This is a genomic window from Limnoraphis robusta CS-951, assembly GCF_000972705.2.
This window is the reverse complement of record NZ_LATL02000275.1, coordinates 1-24249: the sequence shown is the minus strand read 5'-3', so window position 1 is coordinate 24249 and position 24249 is coordinate 1. Positions and strand designations below refer to the sequence as shown.

Below are 24249 nucleotides of genomic sequence, written 5' to 3'. Positions count from 1 at the left end.
CCTTCAGTTTCCGCTAACAGTTTTATGCCTTCAATCACTTCTGCATCATTGACAGACTCAATATGACCGTTGGTTTTCCGGGCGACTTCTAGGGCATAAACGCCATCTGCCGGGTTGCCAATGGCAATTGATTTAGCAATGGTATTCGGCTTAACGGGGGTGATAAAATCACGGTCTTCGGTGAAGGCTTGGGCAACAGGTGAACAGCCTTCTGCTTGGGCGCCACTAAAGCGAACTGCTTTATCTTCAACTAAGCCGACTTTGATAAATTCTTGGAATCCTTTATAGATTTTAGTATACAAAGAACCCGAGGCAATTGGCGCGACAATATGATCAGGAAGTTTCCAGCCTAATTGTTCGGCGACTTCATAACCGAGGGTTTTTGAACCTTCTGAATAATAGGGACGTAGGTTAATATTAACAAATCCCCAACCGTGAGTATTTGCCACTTCTGAACAGAGGCGGTTTACTTGGTCATAATTGCCTCGAACTGCCATCAAAATCGGGTTATAAATTAAAGTCCCGAGGATTTTTCCGGCTTCTAAGTCAGAAGGAATAAATACACAACAGTCGAGTCCCGCTTTAGCAGCGATGGCGGCGGTGGAGTTGGCTAAATTTCCGGTACTGGCACAGGAGACCGTTGAGAAGCCCAATTCTCTAGCACGACTGAGGGCGACGGAAACCACTCTATCTTTGAAGCTGAGAGTGGGCATATTGACAGCATCGTTCTTAATATAGAGGTTTTTCAGACCGAGGCGACGGGCTAACCGTTCCGACTTCACTAGGGGCGTCATTCCGGTACCGACATCAATCACATTATCAGTGGCCACAGGAAGGAAGCTGCGATAACGCCAGATGGATTTCGGGCCAGCTTCAATGGTTGCGCGAGTCACGGTTTGGCGGAGTAAGTCGTAGTTGTATTGAACTTCTAACGGGCCAAAGCAGACTTCACAAACGTGTTTGGCTTCGAGGGCGTATTCAGCGCCGCACTCTTTACACTTGAGTTTCTCGAAAGTTGCACCTGTAGTCTGAGTGTGAGTTGTTAGTGCCGTCATGGATTGAACCTCTAGTTGAACGATGTCTTTTGAATTCCTGATTTCAAAACAATATCACAGTGAATTTACCAGGTCAACCATACCCGAGTTTTTTTGTCGGGATTGATTTAGGGCTTGAAAATCAATATCCCCCCTCCCTGGGGTTGGGAAGGGGGAGTCCTATTAACAGTGAACTGTTACCAGTGACCAGTAAACAGTGAATTGATAACTGGTAGGGGTAATTCATCAATGACCCCTACAATAGAAGAATCTAACGATTAGGTTGTCGCCACAACTTGCGGTTCTTCTGGAATCACTATTTTACCATTTTGTTGGGCTTCGACTAACGGACGACCATAATAAGCATCGAGATACAATTGCTTCAGGTCTTTAATTAGAGGATAACGGGGATTTGCACCCGTACATTGATCATCAAAAGCGCGATCGGCTAATTCATCAATTTTCGCTAAAAATTCCGCTTCACTTTCTTTGATCACATCTTTAATCGCACTCGGAATTCCCACTTGTTGCTTCAAGTCTTCAATGGCTAAAATCAAGCGATCAACCTTCTCAATTTCCGTTTCACCGCCCAAATTCAAATAGTCCGCAATCCGAGAATAACGCCATTTTGCATTGGGATATTTGTACTGAGAAAACGTCGCTTGTTTAAACGGGGCATCGGTGGCATTGTAGCGAATCACATGACAAATCATCANTTCTCAATTTCCGTTTCACCGCCCAAATTCAAATAGTCCGCAATCCGAGAATAACGCCATTTTGCATTGGGATATTTGTACTGAGAAAACGTCGCTTGTTTAAACGGGGCATCGGTGGCATTGTAGCGAATCACATGACAAATCATCAACGCATTAGCCAACCCGTGCGGCACATGGAACATCGCTCCTAATTGATGCGCCATTGAGTGACAAATGCCTAAGAAACCATTAGCAAATGCCATCCCCGCCATTGTAGACGCATAGTGCATTTTTTCGCGGGCTTTGGGATCTTCTGCCCCATTGTGATAGGAACTCGGCAAATATTTAAAGATTAACCGAATGGCTTCTAAAGCTAAACCATTAGTATATTCAGAAGCCAACACCGAGACATAAGATTCTAGGGCGTGAGTTAAAGCATCGACCCCCCCAAATGCGGTTAATGCTTTTGGCATATTTAACACCAATTCGGGGTCAATAATTGCCATATTCGGCGTTAACGCATAGTCCGCCAAGGGATATTTAATATCATTTCGACGGTCTGTTACAACGGCAAATGGCGTCACTTCTGAACCCGTTCCAGATGTTGTGGCGACAACCTAATCGTTAGATTCTTCTATTGTNAAAAAACAATAAAAAAAGCCCTCCCCCGCCATTGTAGACGCATAGTGCATTTTTTCGCGGGCTTTGGGATCTTCTGCCCCATTGTGATAGGAACTCGGCAAATATTTAAAGATTAACCGAATGGCTTCTAAAGCTAAACCATTAGTATATTCAGAAGCCAACACCGAGACATAAGATTCTAGGGCGTGAGTTAAAGCATCGACCCCCCCAAATGCGGTTAATGCTTTTGGCATATTTAACACCAATTCGGGGTCAATAATTGCCATATTCGGCGTTAACGCATAGTCCGCCAAGGGATATTTAATATCATTTCGACGGTCTGTTACAACGGCAAATGGCGTCACTTCTGAACCCGTTCCAGATGTTGTGGGAATGGCAACCATGATCGCTTTTTCCCCTAACGGTGGCAAGTCATAAACCCGTTTACGGATATCCATAAACCGCATTGCCAAGCCGTCAAATTCGATTTCAGGATGTTCATACATCAACCACATAATTTTCGCCGCATCCATCGGAGAACCGCCACCAATGGCAATAATTACATCCGGTTGAAACGTATTCATCAACACCAATCCCCGTTCCACTGTATCGAGAGAGGGATCAGGTTCAACATCATAAAAGACATCGTATTTGAGTCCGATTTCTTCCAAAACCTCCTCTAATATCGCCGTTACTCCTAACTCATAAAGGGGTTTGTCGGTAACAATAAATGCCCGTTTTTTTCCGGCTAACTCGCGAATAGCTGTGGTTAACGCCCCGTATTTGAAGTAAATTTTAGGAGGAATACGGAACCATAACATATTTTCCCGACGTTCGGCGACGGTTTTGATGTTTAAAAGGTGATGAGGTTCGACGTTTTCACTGACTGAATTACCGCCCCAACTGCCACAACCCAAGGTTAAAGACGGGTCAAGACGGAAGTTGTAAATATCCCCAATTGCCCCTTGAGAAGACGGCGTATTAATCAAAACACGGGCAGTTTCAACGGCATCTTCAAAGCGTTTAATATGGTCAATATTGGAGGGCGCTGTGTAGAGGGCGGCTGTATGTCCGCGTCCTCCAAACTGCACTAATTTTTCCGATTTTTCCACCGCATCTTCAAAGTCTTTCGCCCGATACATGGCTAACACAGGCGAGAGTTTTTCATAGGCGAAGGGTTCGTTCGTGTCAATATTTTCAACTTCACCAATAATCACTCGGGTATTTTCGGGGAGGGTAATGTCAGCCAGTGCGGCAATTTTATCAACAGGTTGACCCACAATTTCCGCATTTAAACGCCCATTGATGATGATTTTCTCCCCTAAACGTTCCCGTTCTTCTGGGGTTAAGAAATAAGCTCCTCGGGCTTGAAATTCGGCTTTTACGGCATCATAAACCTGATCATCAACAACAACCGATTGTTCACTGGCACAAATCATGCCATTGTCAAAGGTTTTACTGAGAATAATTGAAGAAACTGCCATTTTAATATGAGCAGAAGAATCAATTAAAGCAGGGGTATTTCCCGCACCAACTCCCAAAGAAGGATTACCGGAAGAATAAGCCGCTTTCACCATTCCCGGCCCGCCTGTCGCTAAAATCAGCTTAATATCAGGATGCTGCATTAAGGCTTGAGATAGGGGAACGGTGGGTTGATCAATCCAACCAATAATATCATCGGGCGCCCCGGCGGCGATCGCTGCTTCTAAGACAATTCTGGCGGCTTCATTGGTGCAATTTCGGGCGCGAGGGTGAGGAGAAAAGATAATTGCGTTGCGAGTTTTCAGGGCAATTAAGGCTTTAAAAATTGCCGTAGATGTCGGGTTGGTTGTGGGGACAATTCCGGCAAGAATTCCCACTGGTTCAGCAATGCGTTGGAAACCGAAAGATTTGTCTTCTTCAATGACACCGCAGGTTTTTTCTGCTTTGTATTTGTTGTAGATAATTTCTGAGGCAAAATGGTTTTTAATCACTTTGTCTTCAACGATCCCCATTCCCGTTTCTTCGACTGCCATTTTTGCGAGCGGAATTCGGGCTGCATTCGCTGCTAAGGCTGCTTTTTTGAAGATATAGTCTACCTGTTCTTGCGTGTAGGAAGCATATTTTTGTTGGGCTGCTTTTACCCGTGTGATTAGGTTTTCTAGTTCTTCGATGTTGGTCACTGAATTAACCATATCTTTCCCTTAGATAAAATTTCGGTTGAAGAGTTGATGAACGCCAGATTCAAAATCTGGGACTGTTTACAAGCTTTAGGTTTTGGATTGTTTACTTATTGGCCTACGGAAAAAAACAACTGAGCTGTTTCGCTCTTTAGTGTAACGCATTACCGACCGGGTAGAGTCATCTTTGTTTTCTCTACTTGCCTCTATGTTTTATCTTATTTCATCTCGGACAATTTGTTCAAAGATGGGCAAAATTCTTAACATTCTTTTTAAGATTTCATTTTGACTTGCATCCGATATTTTTTTCCGGTAGGATCTAAAGTTTGGCTGTATTCAGATTTTTTGGGAAAGTTAGCGAAAAAAGTGCTAAAATTAGAAGTTATACTTTTCAAGTACAGAATATTTATTTTTGTTGAGTCGCTTTCATCTGTTTTGTTAAATTCTTAAAAATAGAAAGAATAAAAAACCACGCTCGACACAAAGAACACCAAGAATAAACCTTCGTGTCTTTGTGGTGAAAAAATTTACTCCCTCATTAAGAATAAAAAACCACCAAGACACAAAGAACACCAAGAATAAACCTTCCTGTCTTTGTGGTGAAAAAATTTCCTCATTAAGAATAAAAAACCACGCTCGACACAAAGAACACCAAGAATAAACCTTCGTGTCTTCGTGTCTTTGTGGTGAAAAAATTTACTCAACCTTCACCCCAAACCGCTGAAAAATTTCCATCACCTGTTGAACTTGTTCAACCGTCGCCGCAGGAGTATCTTTCAATTTGTACTCATAACCCATTTCCTCCCATTTATACTCGCCCATTTTATGAAAGGGTAAAACTTCTACCTTCTCCACATTCGATAACGTCGAGACAAATTGGGCGAGTTCAGTAATTTCTTGGAGATTGTCTGTTAAATTGGGAACCAAAACAAATCTCACCCAAGTCGGTTTTTTAATCTCGTTTAAATAATGGGTAAATCTCAAAACAGGTTCGAGGGAAACGGCCGTTACTTCCTGATAGGTTTCAGGATAAAATGCCTTTAAATCCAACAATACTAAATCCACAAATTCTAATACTTTTTTCGCATCTTCAAACTTGGGAAAACCCGATGTATCCAACGCTGTATGAATCCCCGCTTGCTTACAAAGCCGAAAAACTTCGCCAATAAACTCCGGTTGTAACAACGGTTCACCGCCCGAAATTGTCACCCCACCCCCCGAAGCCTTCATATAAGACCGATATTTTTTAATCTGTTCAAAAATCTCTTTTGGGGTGACAACTTTTCCCGCTTGTAAATTGCGAGTATCGGGATTATGACAATATTGACACCGTAATAAACAGCCTTGAGTAAAGATTACAAACCGAATCCCTGGCCCGTCAACGGTTCCACAGGTTTCGATTGAATGAATATATCCAATAATTTCGGTTTCAGGATGCAAATTTAAACCTTCTAAATTCATTTTAATTGATGATTTTTTTAAGGGTAAACTCACCACAAAGGCACAAAGTCACCAAGATTTTATCTCTTTGTGTCTCTGTGTCTTGGTGGTTTTCCTTCTAACAAACCCCCAAAATTCTACATCTGTTTATGGAACGTGCGGTTAATTACATCTAACTGTTGTTCGCGATTTAACTTAATAAAATTCACCGCATATCCTGAGACTCGAATCGTTAACTGTGGATAATTTTCGGGATGTTCCATCGCATCAAGTAACGTCTCTAAATTGAGGACATTCACATTAATATGATGACCGCCATTGCTAAAATATCCCCCCAACAAACCCGCCAAATTATTCACTTTATTTTCCTCGGTTTTCCCTAACGCTTCCGGTACAATAGAGAAGGTGTAGGAAATGCCATCTTGCGCCTGTTCATAGGGTAATTTTGCCACCGATTCTAACACCGCAACCGCCCCATTACTATCGCGTCCGTGCATCGGATTGGCGCCCGGTGCAAAGGGTTCTCCGGCTTGACGACCATCGGGGGTACTTCCGGTCTTTTTACCATAGACAACATTAGAAGTAATCGTCAAAATGGACTGGGTTAAAACGGCGTTGCGATAGGTGGGATGTTTGCGGAGTTTATCCATAAATAACTTAACCACATTCACCGCAATTTGATCGACTTGTTCATCATTATTGCCAAATTTAGGATAGTCTCCTTCAACTTGATAATCAATGGCTAAACCCTTGTCATCCCGAATCACTTTCACTTGAGAATATTTAATCGCCGATAACGCATCTGCAACGACGGATAACCCCGCAATTCCGCAAGCCATTGTCCGATAAATTTCTGCATCATGCAACGCCATTTCTAAGCGTTCGTAGCAGTATTTATCGTGCATATAATGGATGACATTTAACGTATTAACATACAGTTTTGCCAACCATTCTAACATCTGGTCAAACTTTGCCATCACCTGTTCATAATCGAGGTATTCTGAAGTAATTGGCGCGTAAGTCGGCCCAATTTGTTCGCCTGTTTTTTCATCTTTTCCGCCATTAATGGCATACAGTAATACTTTGGCTAAGTTCGCCCGTGCGCCAAAAAATTGCATTTGTTTGCCAATTCGCATCGCCGAAACACAGCAAGCAATACCGTAATCATCCCCGTAGTCAGGGCGCATCAAATCATCACTTTCATACTGAATCGAACTGGTCTCAATGGAAATTTTTGCACAGAATTTCTTGAAGTTTTTCGGCAAATATTCTGACCATAAAACGGTTAAATTCGGTTCAGGTGCAGGGCCGAGATTATACAAGGTATGAAGGAAGCGGAAACTGTTTTTTGTTACTAAAGGTCGTCCATCTAACCCCATCCCGCCAATGGCTTCTGTCACCCAGGTGGGATCACCGGAAAACAGTTGATTATAGGCTGGGGCGCGAAGAAAACGCACCATTCGCAACTTCATTACTAAATGATCAATTAACTCTTGGACGGCACTTTCTGTGATTAATCCTTGCTGTAAATCCCGTTCGATATAAATATCTAAAAACGTGGAAATTCGCCCCAAAGACATCGCGGCGCCATCTTGTTCTTTAACAGCACCTAAATAACCAAAATACGTCCATTGCACCGCTTCTTGGGCATTGGTCGCAGGTTGGCTAATATCATACCCATAACTCGCCGCCATTTGTTGTAATTCTTTCAGGGCTTTTATTTGTTCAGAAAGTTCTTCTCGTTGACGGATGACATCATCTAAAATCACATCAACTTCGAGTAATTGTTTCTGATGTTGTTTATCGGCAATTAACCGTTCAATGCCGTATAATGCAACTCGTCGATAATCGCCAATAATTCGACCTCGCCCGTAAGAATCGGGTAAACCTGTTATAATACCAGAGTGACGCGCCGATCGCATTTCGGGAGTATAAGCATCAAAAACCCCATCATTATGAGTCTTACGATACTGGGTAAAAATTTCATTCGTTGTGGTATCAAGCTGATACCCATAAGCCTCTACCGCACTGCGAACGACTCGAATTCCCCCACAGGGCATTATTCCCCGTTTTAGGGGTTTATCGGTTTGCAATCCGACAATTTTTTCTAAGTCTTGAGCAATATAACCGGGAGCATGAGAGGTAATACTAGAAGGGGTTTTTGTTTCTAATTCTAATATCCCTTGTTCCCGTTCTTGTGCCATTAAAACTTTAACTTTTTCCCAGAGAAATTTAGTATTTTCAGTGGGTTGAGCTAAAAAATCATCATTGCCCTCATAAGGCGTATAATTTTTTTGAATAAAATCTCGTACATTCACCTCAGTTGTCCATTGACCCAGCACAAAACCTTTCCATTGCTCGTACATAAAATCAACCTCCAAAATTCAAGCGGGTTCATTGCAGCTCTCACGCTTGATACTTTTATCTTAACGAGAATTTTGAATAGACTCCTGCGATTTTTACATTTCTTTACGATCAAAAAAACTTTAAAATTTCATCAATACTAGAGATTGCTAGCCTTCCCCCAATTCTTAACCTAAAGATTACCTTTTTCTACCGAGGGAGAGATGACAAATCTCATTAAAAGTGTAATAATAAAGTTAATCTCAATTTTAGTAGCAATCTCAACTGGGATTGGACTTAGATTTTTGGCAACAACTTCAACTCGAATTAAAAACAGTAATCAAGTATACAAACTTCACCCCAACTCTATTTTAAATTAGTGAATTAAAGGGAAGCAGTTGTCCATGTCAGCAACAAGCCCCACCCCCGACATTTTCCGCTCGGAACACCAACCCCTTAACGCTATTTTTGCCCCCCGTAGCGTTGCTGTTATTGGTGCGACCGAAACCCCCCACAGCGTTGGACGAACCCTGCTTTGGAACCTGATCAGCAGTCCCTTTGGCGGTACCGTCTTCCCGGTGAACCCCAAAAAGCCCAGCATTCTGGGGATCAAAGCCTATGGGAGTCTTGCAGAAGTTCCTGACCCTGTTGATCTGGCTGTTATCGCTACACCTGCTGACACAGTACCGAACCTGATTCAAGATTGTGTCCATAGCGGGGTAAAAGGTGCTATTATTCTCTCACCGGGCTTTCGAGAAATTGGCTTTGAAGGAATTGCCCTTGAACAGCAAATTTTAGAAATAGCCCGTCGGGGAAACCTCCGCATTATTGGCCCCAACTGCTTAGGCGTGATCAACCCCCGCACCGGACTGAACGCCACCTTTGCGAGTGCGATCGCCAAACCTGGAAACGTGGGTTTTATTAGTCAAAGCGGGGCTTTGTGTAGCTCAATTTTAGATTGGAGTTTTCAAGAAAACGTCGGGTTTAGTGCGTTTATCTCCGTTGGTTCGATGCTGGATGTAGGTTGGGGAGATTTAATTTATTATCTGGGCGATGATCCCCACACCCAAAGCATCGTCATCTATATGGAGTCTATTGGCGACGCCCGATCCTTCCTCTCAGCAGCCCGTGAAGTCGCCCTCACCAAACCCATTATTGTGATCAAAGCCGGACGTACTGCCCAAGCTGCCCTTGCTGCGGCTTCCCATACGGGGGCGTTAACGGGAAGTGATGAGGTTCTTGATGCGGCGTTTCGTCGGTGTGGGGTGTTGCGGGTTTATAACTTAACCCATTTATTCTCAATGGCGGAAGTTCTCGCCAAACAACCTCGCCCCAAAGGTTCACGCCTCACCATTCTCACCAACGCAGGCGGGCCGGGAGTGTTAACCACCGATACCCTAATTTTAGAAGGCGGCACCCTTGCCCAACTTTCTGGGGAAACCGTCGAAAACCTTAATCAAATTTTACCGCCTCAGTGGAGTCAGAGCAACCCCATCGATATTTTAGGCGATGCTGACCCCGAACGCTACGCCAAAGCCCTAGAAATTGCAGCTAAAGACCCCAATAGTGATGGGTTGCTGGTGATCCTCACCCCGCAAGCGACAACAAACCCCACACAAACCGCAGAAAAACTCAAAGCCTTTGTGTCTCAACATCAGCCTAAAAAACCAATATTGGCGAGTTGGATGGGTGGGGCAGAAGTGAAAGCCGGGGCGGAAATTCTCAACCAAGCGGGTATTGCGACATTTCCCTATCCCGATATTGCCGTGAGAATGTTTAATTATATGGGGCAGTATCATTACAATTTGCAGGGTTTATATGAGACACCCAGTTTACCTGCTACCCTTGTCACCGATGAAAGTTTAGTTTGCGATCGCGCTCAACACATTATACAATCGGTTCGTCAACAAGGGCGGACGTTGTTAACAGAATTTGAGTCCAAACAACTCTTAGCGACTTACAATATTCCTGTCGTTGAAACTCATATTGCGACCACCGTTGAAGCAGCAATACAAGCAGCAGAAACGATTGGTTATCCAGTGGTTTTGAAGCTGCATTCTCAAACGATTACCCATAAAACCGATGTGGGAGGCGTTCAACTCAACCTACAAAATCGTGAGGCTGTTAATACGGCTTATTATACCATTAAAACGAACAGTTGTAAAGCGGTAGGATCAGAACATTTTCAAGGCGTAACCGTTCAACCGATGGTGAAATTAGACGGCTATGAACTGATTTTGGGAAGTAGTTTAGATCCGCAATTTGGGCCTGTGTTACTGTTTGGAACCGGGGGTCAATTGGTGGAAGTGTTTAAAGATAGAAGCCTCGCTTTGCCGCCGCTTAATACCACCCTCGCCCGTCGGATGATGGAACAAACCAAAATCTATAAAGCCTTGTTGGGGGTGAGAGGACGGAGGGCAGTTGATATCGATGCGTTAGAGAAAATATTAGTCCAGTTTTCTCATTTAGTCGTTGAACAGCCAAGAATCAAAGAAATTGAAATAAACCCCTTATTCGCCTCAGAAAAAGGGTTCATCGCTTTAGATGCGCGAGTGGTTTTACATCACCCCAAAACCCCAGAAGAAGAACTTCCTAAACCAGCCATTCGTCCCTATCCTCATCAATATATTACCCACTGGATATCTAAAACAGGTCTTGATATTATTATCCGTCCAATACGTCCCGAAGATGAACCAATGGCGGTAAAATTCCATGAAAGTTTATCCGAAGAAAGTGTTTATTTGCGGTATGCACATCTGTTAAAATTGAGTCGCCGTATTGCTCACGATCGCTTGTCTCGATTGTGCTTTATCGACTATAATTGTGAAATGGCATTAGTGGCGATTTACACTGACCCGAAAACCGCAGAAGATCAAATTGTAGGAGTCGGGCGGTTGAGTCAAGTACATGGAATTAATGAAGCCGAATTTTCCCTACTGATTTGCGATCGCTTTCAACATCAAGGCTTAGGAAGTGAGTTATTAAGACAATTATTATTGATCGGGCGTCAGGAAAAAATTGATCACATTACTGCTGAAATTTTAGCTGATAATTTCCCCATGCAAAAAATTTGTGAACGGCTGGGGTTTACCCTGCATCGGGTGATGGGTGAACCGATGTTTCGGGCTGAAATTCAACTGTAAAGACTGATTTGTTCTTACACCTCTAATTTGACTATCCGGTACTGCAATGTACCTTTTTTTGCGAATTCACGTTACCATTATTGCAGATCTAGCGATTGTATAGCAGAAGTCAGGAGACAGGAGACAGGAGACAGAATTGAAACCTTTATCATAAAAGGATTTGACAGAAAAACAGTGTCCTAATCNCAGAAGTCAGGAGACAGGAGACAGGAGACAGAATTGAAACCTTTATCATAAAAGGATTTGACAGAAAAACAGTGTCCTAATCTCGGCTTCGACTGCTATATGAGGTACAGATCGTCTAAATCTACAGAGAATGATTGAGTATACCTGATCAGAGTGAAAACGACTCTGTAGCATCAAAATGCGATACAATTCTCGAAAAAATCTGAACTCAGGGTGTATTTTATATCAATTATAATATCAATTTAAAACCTCTAAAAAGTCATAAATTTAGGATGGAATGAACTCGATAAAAGCCTCAATTTTAATTGTTGACGATACCGAAGACAACTTATTAGTGTTAACCGAGATTCTGTCTAGAGAAGGTTACAATGTTCAGTCTGCAAAGAATGGTCAATCTGCTTTAGACGCAGCATTTAAACAACCCCCCGATCTGATTTTACTCGATGTTATGATGCCTGATATGAACGGTTACGAAGTTTTAAATCATCTCAAGAGTGAGCAGCGAACTCAAGAGATTCCGATTATTTTTATTAGTGCTTTAAATGAAGTTAATGAGCAAGTGAAAGGCTTGTCAATGGGAGCCGTAGACTATCTAACAAAACCGATTCATATTCAAGAACTTTTAGTGAGAGTGAAAACTCATTTGAGTGTTTATGAACTTCAGCGAGAAGTGCAACAGAAAAATATAGATTTGACTCAAGCTTTACAGCATCTACAAGCGACTCAAACTCAGCTAATCGAATCCGAAAAAATGGCTGCCTTGGGGAGATTAGTTGCAGGTTTATCTCACGAAATTAGTACCCCAGTCGGGATTGGAATTACCCTAGCTTCTACCTTAATGAATGAAGCCAAAGAGTTGGAATCGAATCTCGAAGAAAATAGAGTTAAAAAAATAATTTTAGATCGTCATATTGAGCGAGTTAAGCGGATGAGTACGCTGCTGTTAGAAAATTTACAACGAGCGGGAAATTTAATTCAAAGTTTTCAATGTGTTTCGGTTGATCAAAGCTATTTTGAACAGCAAGAATTTTACTTAAAAAGTTATATTGAAAATGTTCTACTTAGCCTCAGTCCTCACCTGAAAAAAACAGGACATCGTTTGCGGGTTCAGGGAGAGGAAGATCTAAAAATTAATAGCTATCCGGGAGCGATCGCCCAAATTGTCACCAATTTAGTAATGAATTCCATTCTACATGGCTATCAACCTGGGGAAATTGGGCAGTTAGACTTTGACATCGCTCGTCAAGATGATAGACTAATTATTAGTTATGCAGATGATGGGTGTGGTATTCCAGAAGAATATATCGACAAAATCTTTGAACCTTTTTTTACAACCGCTCGAAGTTATGGGGGAACGGGTCTAGGATTACATATCATCTACAATTTAGTCACTCAAAAACTTCAAGGAAAAATTTCCTGTGAAAGTAAAGTTGGCGCAGGTACAAAATTTGTTTTCAATTTACCGATCAAACCCCAGGAATAAGGCTCCCGAGTATGCAAAATAAAATNAATATATCGACAAAATCTTTGAACCTTTTTTTACAACCGCTCGAAGTTATGGGGGAACGGGTCTAGGATTACATATCATCTACAATTTAGTCACTCAAAAACTTCAAGGAAAAATTTCCTGTGAAAGTAAAGTTGGCGCAGGTACAAAATTTGTTTTCAATTTACCGATCAAACCCCAGGAATAAGGCTCCCGAGTATGCAAAATAAAATTCATCCCGAACAACAGTTAAAACCCGAAGAAGAACTAATGATTTTTATCGAAGATGAAGAAGAAATAGATTCATCTTACGCAGAGGAAAGTAACACCTGGAAAGTCATCATTGTAGATGACGATAAATCCATCCATGAAGTCACTCAATTAGCCTTAGAACGATTTAGATTTGAAGGGAAAGCACTGACAATACTTTCCGCCTATTCTGGGGTTGAAGCCCAACAATTAATCCTTCAACATCCAGACACCGCAATTTTATTTGTTGATGTGGTGATGGAAACCGATGAAGCGGGTTTAGATTTGGTTAGATATGTTCGAGAAACCCTCAACAATAAACTCACTCGGATTATCCTACGCACAGGTCATCCGGGACAATCTCCCGAAGCGGAAATCATCCTGAACTATGATATTAACGATTATAAAACCAAGTTAGAACTCACCCAAGAAAAATTAATCACCACAGCGACACTTTCCCTGAGAAATTATCAGAACTTACAGCAAACGATCCAACAAGAAAAAAAGCCAAGACCCGGCAATATTCTAATTGTTGATGATGATGCAAGCCATCTAAAGCTATTATTTAAAATCCTCGAAAAAAATGGATATAAAGTCAGAGCCACTCAAAGCGGACAACAGGCCATCCTCTCAGCCAATATGAGTCAACCGGACTTAATCATACTTGATGCGTTGATGCCCGGTTTAGATGGATACACCGTCTGCAAAAACTTAAAAGCTAATCCAAAAACTTGTAACATTCCCATTCTATTTATTAGTGCATTAGAAGGAACGATTGATAAAGTTAAAGCCTTTGCAAGCGGAGCCGTAGACTTTATTAGCAAGCCCTTGGAAATCGAAGAAGTGCTAGCGCGAGTCGAAATCCATCTGACGAACCAAAAGTTAAAAGAACAACTCAAAGCTCAAAATCAAAGACTTAAACAAGAAATAGAAATTCGCGCCACCACCGAAGCCCATTTACGACTCCTGCAACGAGCGGTAGCCGCTTCTTCCAACGGTATTGTGATTAGTGATGCTCAACTAGAAGATCATCCTTTAATCTACGTTAACTCTGGTTTTGAACGGATCACAGGTTATCGCGTTGATGAAATTATCGGGGAAAATTGCCGTTTTTTGCAAGGAGAAGAACCCGATCAACCCGGGTTAACCGAACTGCGCTCTGCGATCGCAGAAGGTCGAGATGTTAACGTCATTTTACGCAACTACCGCAAAGATGGTACCTTATTTTGGAATAAACTAGCGATTTCTCCCGTATACGATAAACAGGGAAATTTAACCCACTTTATCGGTGTACAAGAANTATCGGGGAAAATTGCCGTTTTTTGCAAGGAGAAGAACCCGATCAACCCGGGTTAACCGAACTGCGCTCTGCGATCGCAGAAGGTCGAGATGTTAACGTCATTTTACGCAACTACCGCAAAGATGGTACCTTATTTTGGAATAAACTAGCGATTTCTCCCGTATACGATAAACAGGGAAATTTAACCCACTTTATCGGTGTACAAGAAGATATTAGCGAGCGTCGATGCGCCGAAGAAGCCCTCAAAAAAAGCGAAGAAGAACTACGCCGCAGTCAAACCCTCCTCAAAGAAACGCAACGCATCGCTAAAGTCGGTGGATGGTCATGGGATTTAATTCAAAATAAGCATTGGTGGTCAGAGCAAATGTACCAACTCACGGGGATCAATCCTAGCGATTTGATTGCTGATGTCGAGCAAATTCAACACAAAATTCATCCCGAAGATCGCCAACGAGTTCGACAAGCAACCCTGAAAGCCATTCAACAAGGAGAAACTGCTGAAATCGAGTTTAGAACAGTCGATCAAAACGGCATCATTCATCATCTGATTTCTAGGACTCAAGTGAAGCGAAATGATCAAGGAAAAATCATCCGTTTCTATGGCACCTTACAAGACATTAGCGACTACAAACAACGAGAAGAAGCCCTACGGTTATTTTCGGAAGAAATCGCCTGTAAAACGGGTGAAGAATTCTTTCGGACTTGTGTTCGTTATTTAGCAAAAGTGCTGCAAGTTGAATATGCTGTGATTGCAGAAGCGACAGACGAAACCAAACAAAAACTGCGAATGCTGGCTTTTTGGGGCGGGGAAAGTCTTAGAGAAAATCAAGAATATTATGTCGCCGGAACCCCCTGCGAACTCGTCATTCATAAAGCTTGGTGTTACCATCCGGCTAACGTACAGCAGGATTTCCCAGAGATTATACTCTTAGCCGAGTTAGGCGTAGAAAGTTATTGGGGAATTCCCTTAAGTAATTCTCAGGGAGAGGCAATTGGTTTAATTTATATCATGGATCGCTCACCGCTTCAAATCAGCCTTGATCAAGAGATGATTATGAAAATATTTGCGACTCGAACCGAAGTCGAACTCGAACGCCAACAGTTTGAAATCACCCTCAGACAAGCCAAAGAAGCAGCAGAAGCCGCCACAAGCGCCAAAACCACTTTTCTTGCCAATATGAGCCATGAATTACGGACTCCCCTGAATGCTATTTTGGGCTTTTCACAACTCCTGAGTCGCAGTTCACGCCTGTCTGCTGAGGAACAGGAAAACTTAGAAGTGATTCGCAGTAGTGGTCAACATTTGCTCACTCTGATTAACCAAGTGTTAGATTTATCTAAAATTGAAGCCGGACGCATGAAACTGCAAAAGCGAACCTTCGATCTCTTTGATCTGCTCGACAGTTTGCAGAGAATGTTTGCCCAAAAAGCAAGCGATAAAAATCTTGAGTTACAGTTTGATTGTCACCCCAATATTCCTCAATTTATTTGTACTGATGAGACCAAGTTACGCCAAGTTTTAATTAATCTTTTGAATAACGCCATTAAGTTTACTCAAACGGGTCAAGTCATGTTGCGGGTTCAACCTGATGGGGGAAATATGAGCAGGTTTTGTTTTGAGGTAGAAGATACCGGAGTGGGTATTGCTCCCCAAGAATGCAACAACCTGTTTCAAGCCTTTGTGCAAACTTCATCGGGTCAACAAGCTCAAGAAGGAACAGGCTTAGGGTTAAAAATCTCTCAACAATTTGTTCACTTAATGGGGGGAGAAATTACAGTCAATAGCCATGTCGGACAAGGAACAACTTTGAGGTTTATCATTCCTGTTGATATCTCAGAAATAGAAATGATTGACCCCTCTCCGGCTAATATCCGAGTCATCGCCCTCGAACCCAACCAACCTTCCTATCGAATTTTAATCGTTGATGATCGCTTTGATAACCGCCAATTGTTGATGGAATTTCTAACTCCTGTCGGTTTTGAAGTGCGAGGCGCAAATAACGGTCAAGAAGCCGTTAAACTCTGGTCAAGTTGGCAGCCTCACCTGATTTTTATGGACTTAAGAATGCCCGTTCTTGATGGTTATGAAGCCACTCGTCAAATTCGTCATTTAGAAGCAGTCAGAAGATCCAATGATCCAGCCCAAGATAGTAGACTCTCTGAAAACATTGAAAACACCAAAATTATCGCTATTACGGCCGGAATTCTCGATACCGAAAAATCAATCGCTCTCTCAGTGGGTTGTGATGATTTTCTTCGCAAACCCTTTTTAGAACGAGATATTTTTGATCGCATTGCTCAACACTTAGGTGTACATTATATCTGTCAGGAGTCAACCCTTGCTTGCGTGGATCGAGGTGTCTGTTCTTTAACACTGACATCCGAGGATCTGGCACAATTACCTGTAGAGTGGTTAGCCCAATTTCACCAAGCTATCATTGAAGGACGAAGCCAGCTCATGCAAAGTCTGATCAAGCAAATCCATTCCCAATATCCATCGCTTGCTGATGCTCTACTCTACTTAGTGGAGGGCTATCAATACGAGCAATTACTGGCTTTAACTGAACCTAAAACCGATCGATCTGCTGACCTACGCTAATGAACTCCCTGTCCAATTCTGAGCCTCATAAAAGTATCTTAGTGGTTGATGATACCCCAATTAATCTGACGCTGTTGACGCGGATGCTCTCAGAACAGGGGTATGAAGTCCGAGTCGCACCGAGTGGGCTGCTGGCATTACTATCGATTGAAATGAGTCCACCTGATTTGATTTTGCTCGACATTATGATGCCAGAAATGGACGGCTATCACGTTTGTCGTCAACTCAAAACCCAGGCAGAAACTCGCGAAATCCCGATTATTTTTTTGAGTGCCTTGGATGATTCATCTGATAAAGTTAAGGCATTTGAAATGGGGGGAGTCGATTACATTACAAAACCCTTTCAACTGACGGAAGTTTTGGCTCGCATCGAAAATCAGTTGCGGTTGCGATCGCTGCAAATTCAGTTATCTGAACAAAATACCAAACTGCAAAAAGAAATTCATCTCCGACAAATTATTGAAGAGCAATTTCGCGAAAGTGAAGAACGTTGGCAACTCGCCCTTCAGGGGAATCAAGATGGCATTTGGGAGTGGAAAGTTGAAACGGATGAGATGTTTCTTTCCTCTTGGTTTAAAGATGTTTTGGGGTATGAAGATCATCATATCAAGTTTAGTCAAGGTTGGAAAGATTCGATTCATCCCGATGATTGGGAACAGGTTGAAAGCATCTTGTATAATTATTTGCAGCAAACCATTCCCCTTTATTCGGTTGAACATCGCCTGCGTTGTGTCGATGGTGCTTATAAATGGGTATTGACTCGTGGACAAGCCCAATGGGATATTTCGGGAAATCCCCTGCGGATGATTGGTTCAGTGCGTGATATTAGCGAACAGAAACAAAGAGAACTGGAAATTAGACTGTTGTTAAAAGTGACTCAAGCTATTAATGAAGCCTTGGATGTAGACTCGGCTTTAAATCTCGTTTTAGCAACCGTTTGTCAAACGATTGATTGGGAATACGGCGAGGTTTGGATACCCAATCCTGAACAAACTTTATTAGAATGTAATCAAACTTGGCATATTAATGAGAACCAATCGACTCAATTTAGAGTATTGCGCTCAGATTTAACCTTTGCACGGGATGAAGGTTTACCANTGATTGGGAATACGGCGAGGTTTGGATACCCAATCCTGAACAAACTTTATTAGAATGTAATCAAACTTGGCATATTAATGAGAACCAATCGACTCAATTTAGAGTATTGCGCTCAGATTTAACCTTTGCACGGGATGAAGGTTTACCAGGGCGAGTTTGGGCGACGGGGAAACCTGAAGTTCATTTGTATTCAGAAGTCTTGCCAAAAATTGGTTTACAATCGGGTTTTGGGGTGCCGATTTTAGTGGAAGAACAGATGCTAGCGGTGTTAGTTTTTTTCACTCAAACTAAAAGCAAACCTCAAGAACGAACCCTGGAACTGGTGAAAGCCGTAGCCACTCAACTCGGATCTTTAATTCAACGGAAACAAGCCCAACAAGAATTAAAATCTCAAAAAGAACAAACGGAAAAACTACTCTTAAATATTCTCCCCCAACCGATTGCTGAACGTTTACAAAAAAAACAAGGAATTATCGCCGATTACTTTGAAGATGTCAGTGTTTTATTTGCCGATTTAGTGGGTTTTACCGATTTTTCCTCCCAGGCGACTCCCGCTCAACTGATCAAAGTTCTAAATAGTATTTTTAGTCATTTTGATCGACTTTCTCAACACTATGGTTTAGAAAAAATTAAAACCATTGGAGATGCTTATATGGTGGTCGGAGGTTTACCGCTTTATCATCGGAATCATCTACAAGCGATCGCGAAAATGGCTCTGGATATGCAAGCAAATCTCGCTCAATTTAATCAGCAAACTGGAAATAATTTTCTCCTGAGAATTGGCATTCATGCTGGGCCTGTTGTGGCAGGGGTGATTGGGTTGAGCAAGTTTAGCTATGATTTATGGGGAAATACGGTTAATGTGGCTTCTCGCATGGAAACGAATGGGGTTTCGGGTAAAATTCAAGTGACACAGGAAGTTTATGATCGCTTAAAAGATGAATTTGTGTTCAAACTCAGGGGTTCAATTCCCATCAAAGGAAAAGGAGAAATGATCACCTATTTTCTGATGGATCAATCTTCAAATTTAAACTCGGATTAATCACTATCGCTGCTATTTCCCCAAGGATCACGACAAAACATATAAATCACCTGAAAACTCAATCCGGCTTCTTTGGCTTTTTCTTCCTGACGTTTTAGATAATTCCTCCGTCTCGCTTTCGCGATCGCACTTGTAGTCCCCTGGCTGGTATCATTAATCCAAGACCCCTCTCCAATTTGGTATTTGTACTCGCAGACGATATCATAAGCAGAATCGGCTTGTGCTGGTTTGGGGAGCAGGAATGAACCCAGCAGAGAAATCACAATCAGCGATAAGATAGTTTTCATTATCCGTTCTCAAAACTGAAATCAGCTTGATTTTGTAGCTTACAATGTTGACTTCCTAGTATATAATCAACGATCAGAGAAAACTGTTCGCTCAGGACTAAATTAAAATCCCATCAAAAAAAGTTTTCCTGTGCCACTGTGTCAACTGTCTACCCGGACTTCGAGTGATTAGCCTCTTTGCTGGCGTTAGAGAAGATTATCCCTGGCAATAAGATGTCACGCTTTGCGGAGTGTCACATCTGTAAACCCACTCACCCCATAGCATTTTGTAGAGTAAGGTCATTGAGTCACAGAAAGTTCATGGAATATAATTTCAATCTTACCCAAACTTTAATTCAAGATCGCTCTACCTTCGAGAATAATTTAGAAGAATGTCTCAAAACCGCTTGGTTACATTTAGTCGCAGAAACCGTTGAGACTTATACCGGAGATGATTGGCTGTCTTTGTCTCCTGATATCGATGAAGGCGAACTCTACAGAGATTGGTTTATCTGGTATGATGGCGAAGTCACCGAAGAATGGGAAGCCTACGACTATCTCACCGATAAGCGATATGCTCACGCCGATTTAGCGACTGTTAAAGCTTTAATTGATCAAGTTGAAGATATCAGACGAGATTCAACCCTAGCCGCTTAAAGAGAGTGGTTGTTCTGTTCATTGAGGATCGTGATGATAGAATTACTAAGGGGTGGCAGGTGTCGCCCCTAACCTGTATCAACAGAGGTTCAACCCTAAGTTAAAGTCAAAAATTTCATAACAATTCATTAGAAAGCAGTAGGTTCGTCTGCTATGCTAAATCCTTAACTCAGTGTGAAAATACAGCGATGACTGGCCGAAGCGGGAAGCAAACTGCCTTGAATACCTCCCCCTATTTAGAGTTAAATAATCAAGGGGAAATTATCCATTTTGAACTGACTCAAGATCGCCATCTCCTCGGACGTGATACGCAATACGCCGATCTAGTCGTTCCCCCTCACTGGCAAGTGATCTCCGGTTGTCATGCTGTTTTTCGTCGGGTGGGAGAGTCTCACTGGATCTATGACGGAGACGGACAGGAAGCAAGTACCAATGGATTATTTATTAACCATACTCGCATCACTCCCCTAGAAGGTTATTTGCTGCATAATGGCATTGAAATCAAGATCGGTCAAAATCCTCAAAATTTGATTCGACTCCGTTATTTTAACCCCAATTCCTTAGCGGTACAATCTCAATTTACGAGCGAATACATTTCTTTAGAAAATCGTTCCGTTTTGTTAGGTCGAGATCCTGATGCGACGTTGAATTTAGATTCTCCTGTTGTCTCTCGTCGTCACGCCACCATTGAACCAGACGGTCGCGGCGATTATCTGATTAAAGACTATAGCAAACATGGGGTATTTGTCAATAGTCAACGGGTTAAACAATCGGTAAAATTAGGCGATCGCGATACGATTAGAATTGGGCCGTTTACCCTCATTCGACAGGGAGATACTCTAGAATTATGCGATACCGGGACTCAAATTCGTTTAGATGCCCAGCGACTTTTACGCATCGTTAAAGACCGATCAAATAAAGCGAGAGTCTTGCTGAATGATCTCTCTTTTGCCATTGAACCGGGTCAATTTGTGGCGTTAGTTGGGGGAAGTGGGGCGGGAAAATCGACCCTAATGCGAACCCTTTTAGGCATTAGTCCAACAACAAAAGGTAGAGTTTATATTAATGGGGAAAGTTTACGCAAAAATTTCTCCCTGTATCGAACTCAAATTGGTTATGTTCCCCAAGATGATATTATTCATCAAAATCTCACCGTTACCGAAGTCTTAGAATATGCGGCAAAATTACGACTTCCGCCCGATGTAGAGGTGAAGGAAATTGTCCAGAAAACCCTCTATGAAATTGAAATGTTAGATCGGCGTCAGGTGTTCGTTAGTCAACTGAGTGGCGGTCAACGAAAACGGGTGAGTATTGGGGTTGAACTGTTAACCAATCCTCTGCTTTTCTTCTTAGATGAACCGACATCAGGACTTGACCCCGGTTTAGATAAAAAGATGATGTTATTGTTGCGAAAGCTGGCAAATCAAGGACGAACGGTTATTTTAGTCACCCACGCGACAGCGAATATTAAACTTTGCGATCGCATTATCTTTTTAGGACGTGGAGGACGCTTGTGTTATTTTGGGCCACCGCTACAAGCCTTTGAGTTTTTCCAAATTGAGAGTGATGATTTTGCGGATATCTATAATTTACTCGAAGATGAAACAAATGCTCAAAGTTGGGCGGCTCAATTTCAGCGTTCAAATGAGTATAAACAATATGTTGCAAATCATCTTAGTATTGGTGAACCGCCCCCGACAAAAATTGCTCCTCAACCCCCTAAACAGGCTTCTATTGCTGAACAGTTAACGATTTTAACTCAACGTTATTTTCAACTGACTAAACGTGATCCGGTCAATTTATTGCTGAACTTGTTAACGGCACCTGTGGGGATTATTTTAATCCGATTAGCCATCCGAGATCAAGATCCATTTGTCAGCGAACCGAGTCTAAAAATTGCCTCTTTAGCCCGACAGGTTTTGTTTGTATTTACATCAGCCGCTTTGTGGGTGGGGTTATCGAGTTCTCTGCAAGAAGTTGTTAAAGAAACGGCGATTTATCTACGAGAACGGTTGGTGAATTTGGGTTTAGTTTCCTATCTGGGTTCTAAATTTATTGTGTTGTCGGGTTTGGCAATTTTGCAAACGTTTTTAATGAGTATTGTGATTTTAGTTTGCTTCCAACATCCCGCTTCTGAGTTAATATCCTGGCAGTTGGGAGTCAGCATCACGAGTTTTTTAACCCTAATAAGTTGTATGAGTTTGGGGTTAATGGTATCAGCAATGGTGAAAAATAGTTCTCAAGCCAATAGTGCTTTACCGTTGATTTTACTCCCACAAATTATCTTTTCTGGGGTTTTATTTAAGATGGAAGGCTTAGGGCGAATTGTGTCTTGGTTAATGTTAAGTCGTTGGTCTATTGGGGCTTATGCTTCCTTGGTGAATGTCAATGCGTTAATTCCTCAACCTGTAGCGTTACCGGATGGGACAACGGTACCTCAACCCGTTGAACCTTCACTGGTTTATGACCCCACCTGGCAAAATTTGGGCTTAAACTGGGGGATGTTAATTTTACATCTGGTGGTTTATCTGGGCTTGACTTGGTTTGTCCAAAAGCGGAAAGATATTTTGTCCAACTAAAATTATTTCAAATTGACAATTGGGATAGAGATATTTTACGATGATTAGAATTCGAGGTTAAAATTTCGATTCGGCTACTATTATAAGTTCAACCTATGAAACCGTAAATTTTATTTAATCGAGTTTCAAGATTGAAGAAAACCTCTAACTGATTCTTCTCAATGAAATTGATAACTGTAAGTCAAACACCCGAATTCTTTTTCAGATTACAACCCATTGAATTATGAATTATTGGTTAATTAAATCTGAACCCAATGTTTATAGCATTGAACAGATGCAGCAGGAAAAAACCTGTATTTGGGATGGTATTCGCAATTATCAAGCTCGGAATTTTTTACTGAAAATGGCTCGGGGAGATTTAGCTTTTTTTTATCATTCTAACACAAAACATCCTGGAATTACAGGATTAGTACAGGTGATAGAAAGCGAGATTATTGATCCGACTCAGTTTGATGTCAATAGTGAATATTATGANCAGATGCAGCAGGAAAAAACCTGTATTTGGGATGGTATTCGCAATTATCAAGCTCGGAATTTTTTACTGAAAATGGCTCGGGGAGATTTAGCTTTTTTTTATCATTCTAACACAAAACATCCTGGAATTACAGGATTAGTACAGGTGATAGAAAGCGAGATTATTGATCCGACTCAGTTTGATGTCAATAGTGAATATTATGATCCAAAATCTACCCCAGTCAATCCCCGTTGGCAAACGGTTCGAGTGGAATTTGTTAAAAAATTTCCGAGTATTATTACCCTCGCTCAACTCAAACAAGAGTTTACACCCGATGATTTATTATTAGTGAGACGAGGAAATCGTTTGTCGGTAATGCCTGTAGCCGATGAGATTGCTGATCAAATTATGGGGATGAAAACTGATAAATATTAACTGTTGATTTCTATTTTGAAAATCCGAATTGAATAACTATTTCATTCTTTCTATTCCTTTAGCTTACCAACTATTCTTTTGTAAAGTAACTTAATGGCGATTTTCCGAAATGAAACTCAAACCTAGCAAAGATCGTTATTGATTTACATTGGGAAAATATCTACCCCCTGAACCCTACCAATCTGTTGATATGACTCAAGGTGTAGATTTTCAGTAGATGACCCTGTGAATCTGTTTTTTCTGTTTGCGGAAAAGGTTATATTACCTTTCTTTTTATACGATATTTGGCTTTTTTCTGATTGTCATTACAGAAAATATCAGGTGTTTTTTCTCTGGTTTTATCAGAAAAATACTGATTTTTTCGGATGTCTTTTTAATCTTGAGTTTGTAAGAAGTTATAAGTCCATTTTCTCAGAAGGTTGACACTCGGAGAAATTCGTTCTTCTTGATAGTTTGCAGATTC

The 24249-nt window shown here is 41.7% G+C and carries 14 protein-coding genes and 4 pseudogenes; 11 read left to right on the top strand and 7 right to left on the bottom strand.

Going from position 1 to position 24249, the window contains the following annotated elements; genetic code table 11:
• The 6 genes and pseudogenes from thrC to pflB form a co-directional block, all read right to left on the bottom strand.
• Positions 1-1055: threonine synthase (gene thrC / locus WN50_RS23360; protein ID WP_049560922.1), on the bottom strand; the 1055-nt coding region annotated here is incomplete at its 3' end.
• A 257-nt stretch (positions 1056-1312) separates the two neighbouring features.
• Positions 1313-1747, bottom strand: a complete 435-nt coding sequence (locus WN50_RS38040) for an iron-containing alcohol dehydrogenase (RefSeq protein ID WP_049560919.1) — start codon at positions 1745-1747, stop codon at positions 1313-1315.
• 3 nt (positions 1748-1750) lie between these two features.
• Positions 1751-2343: pseudogene (locus tag WN50_RS23350) on the bottom strand (iron-containing alcohol dehydrogenase); the annotation flags it as partial.
• Between the two features lie 28 nt (positions 2344-2371).
• Positions 2372-4524: bifunctional acetaldehyde-CoA/alcohol dehydrogenase (gene adhE / locus WN50_RS23345; RefSeq protein WP_152964914.1), on the bottom strand; the 2153-nt coding region annotated here is incomplete at its 3' end.
• Between the two features lie 681 nt (positions 4525-5205).
• Positions 5206-5970: a pyruvate formate-lyase-activating protein gene (pflA, locus tag WN50_RS23340; protein WP_046278001.1), complete on the bottom strand. Its 765-nt coding sequence runs from the start codon at positions 5968-5970 to the stop codon at positions 5206-5208.
• A gap of 116 nt (positions 5971-6086) precedes the next feature.
• Positions 6087-8315 carry a formate C-acetyltransferase gene (pflB, locus tag WN50_RS23335; RefSeq protein WP_046278002.1) on the bottom strand — a complete coding sequence of 743 codons (2229 nt, stop codon included), beginning with the start codon at positions 8313-8315 and terminating at the stop codon, positions 6087-6089.
• A 381-nt stretch (positions 8316-8696) separates the two neighbouring features.
• Here pflB and WN50_RS23330 point away from each other — a divergent pair, with 381 nt between their 5' ends.
• The 7 genes and pseudogenes from WN50_RS23330 to WN50_RS23305 form a co-directional block, all read left to right on the top strand.
• Positions 8697-11435 carry a bifunctional acetate--CoA ligase family protein/GNAT family N-acetyltransferase gene (locus WN50_RS23330; RefSeq protein WP_046278003.1) on the top strand — a complete coding sequence of 913 codons (2739 nt, stop codon included), beginning with the start codon at positions 8697-8699 and terminating at the stop codon, positions 11433-11435.
• Between the two features lie 463 nt (positions 11436-11898).
• Positions 11899-13104 carry a sensor histidine kinase gene (locus WN50_RS23325; protein WP_046278004.1) on the top strand — a complete coding sequence of 402 codons (1206 nt, stop codon included), beginning with the start codon at positions 11899-11901 and terminating at the stop codon, positions 13102-13104.
• Positions 13105-13135: 31 nt separating this feature from the next.
• On the top strand, positions 13136-13315 hold the full coding sequence (locus WN50_RS32715; RefSeq protein ID WP_082172535.1) for an ATP-binding protein: 180 nt from the start codon (positions 13136-13138) through the stop codon (positions 13313-13315).
• Positions 13316-13326: 11 nt separating this feature from the next.
• Positions 13327-14655, top strand: a pseudogene (locus tag WN50_RS31125) (response regulator transcription factor); the annotation flags it as partial.
• 2 nt (positions 14656-14657) lie between these two features.
• A complete protein-coding gene (locus tag WN50_RS31120) occupies positions 14658-17255 on the top strand; it encodes an ATP-binding protein (RefSeq protein ID WP_082172533.1) in 2598 nt (865 codons plus the stop codon).
• Positions 17255-18352, top strand: a pseudogene (locus tag WN50_RS23310) (response regulator); the annotation flags it as partial. The gene WN50_RS31120 and the pseudogene WN50_RS23310, both read left to right, overlap by 1 nt.
• Position 18353: 1 nt before the next feature.
• The coding region (locus WN50_RS23305; RefSeq protein WP_152964911.1) for an adenylate/guanylate cyclase domain-containing protein at positions 18354-19395 on the top strand (1042 nt) is incomplete at its 5' end.
• Here the strand turns inward: WN50_RS23305 and WN50_RS23300 are convergent.
• The gene (locus WN50_RS23300; protein ID WP_046278007.1) at positions 19392-19682 is read right to left on the bottom strand and encodes a hypothetical protein; all 291 of its coding nucleotides are present in this window, start codon (positions 19680-19682) and stop codon (positions 19392-19394) included. The genes WN50_RS23305 and WN50_RS23300 overlap by 4 nt on opposite strands.
• 300 nt (positions 19683-19982) lie before the next feature.
• Here WN50_RS23300 and WN50_RS23295 point away from each other — a divergent pair, with 300 nt between their 5' ends.
• From WN50_RS23295 to WN50_RS32710, 4 genes and pseudogenes are all read left to right on the top strand, one after another.
• Positions 19983-20318 carry a hypothetical protein gene (locus WN50_RS23295; protein ID WP_200906345.1) on the top strand — a complete coding sequence of 112 codons (336 nt, stop codon included), beginning with the start codon at positions 19983-19985 and terminating at the stop codon, positions 20316-20318.
• Positions 20319-20506: 188 nt separating this feature from the next.
• The gene (locus tag WN50_RS23290) at positions 20507-22897 is read left to right on the top strand and encodes an ATP-binding cassette domain-containing protein (protein WP_046278008.1); all 2391 of its coding nucleotides are present in this window, start codon (positions 20507-20509) and stop codon (positions 22895-22897) included.
• A 223-nt stretch (positions 22898-23120) separates the two neighbouring features.
• A pseudogene (locus WN50_RS36560) lies at positions 23121-23371 on the top strand (EVE domain-containing protein); the annotation flags it as partial.
• A gap of 1 nt (position 23372) precedes the next feature.
• On the top strand, positions 23373-23786 hold a 414-nt coding region (locus tag WN50_RS32710; protein ID WP_235441104.1), incomplete at its 5' end, for an EVE domain-containing protein.
• Between the last annotated feature and the right edge of the window lie 463 nt (positions 23787-24249).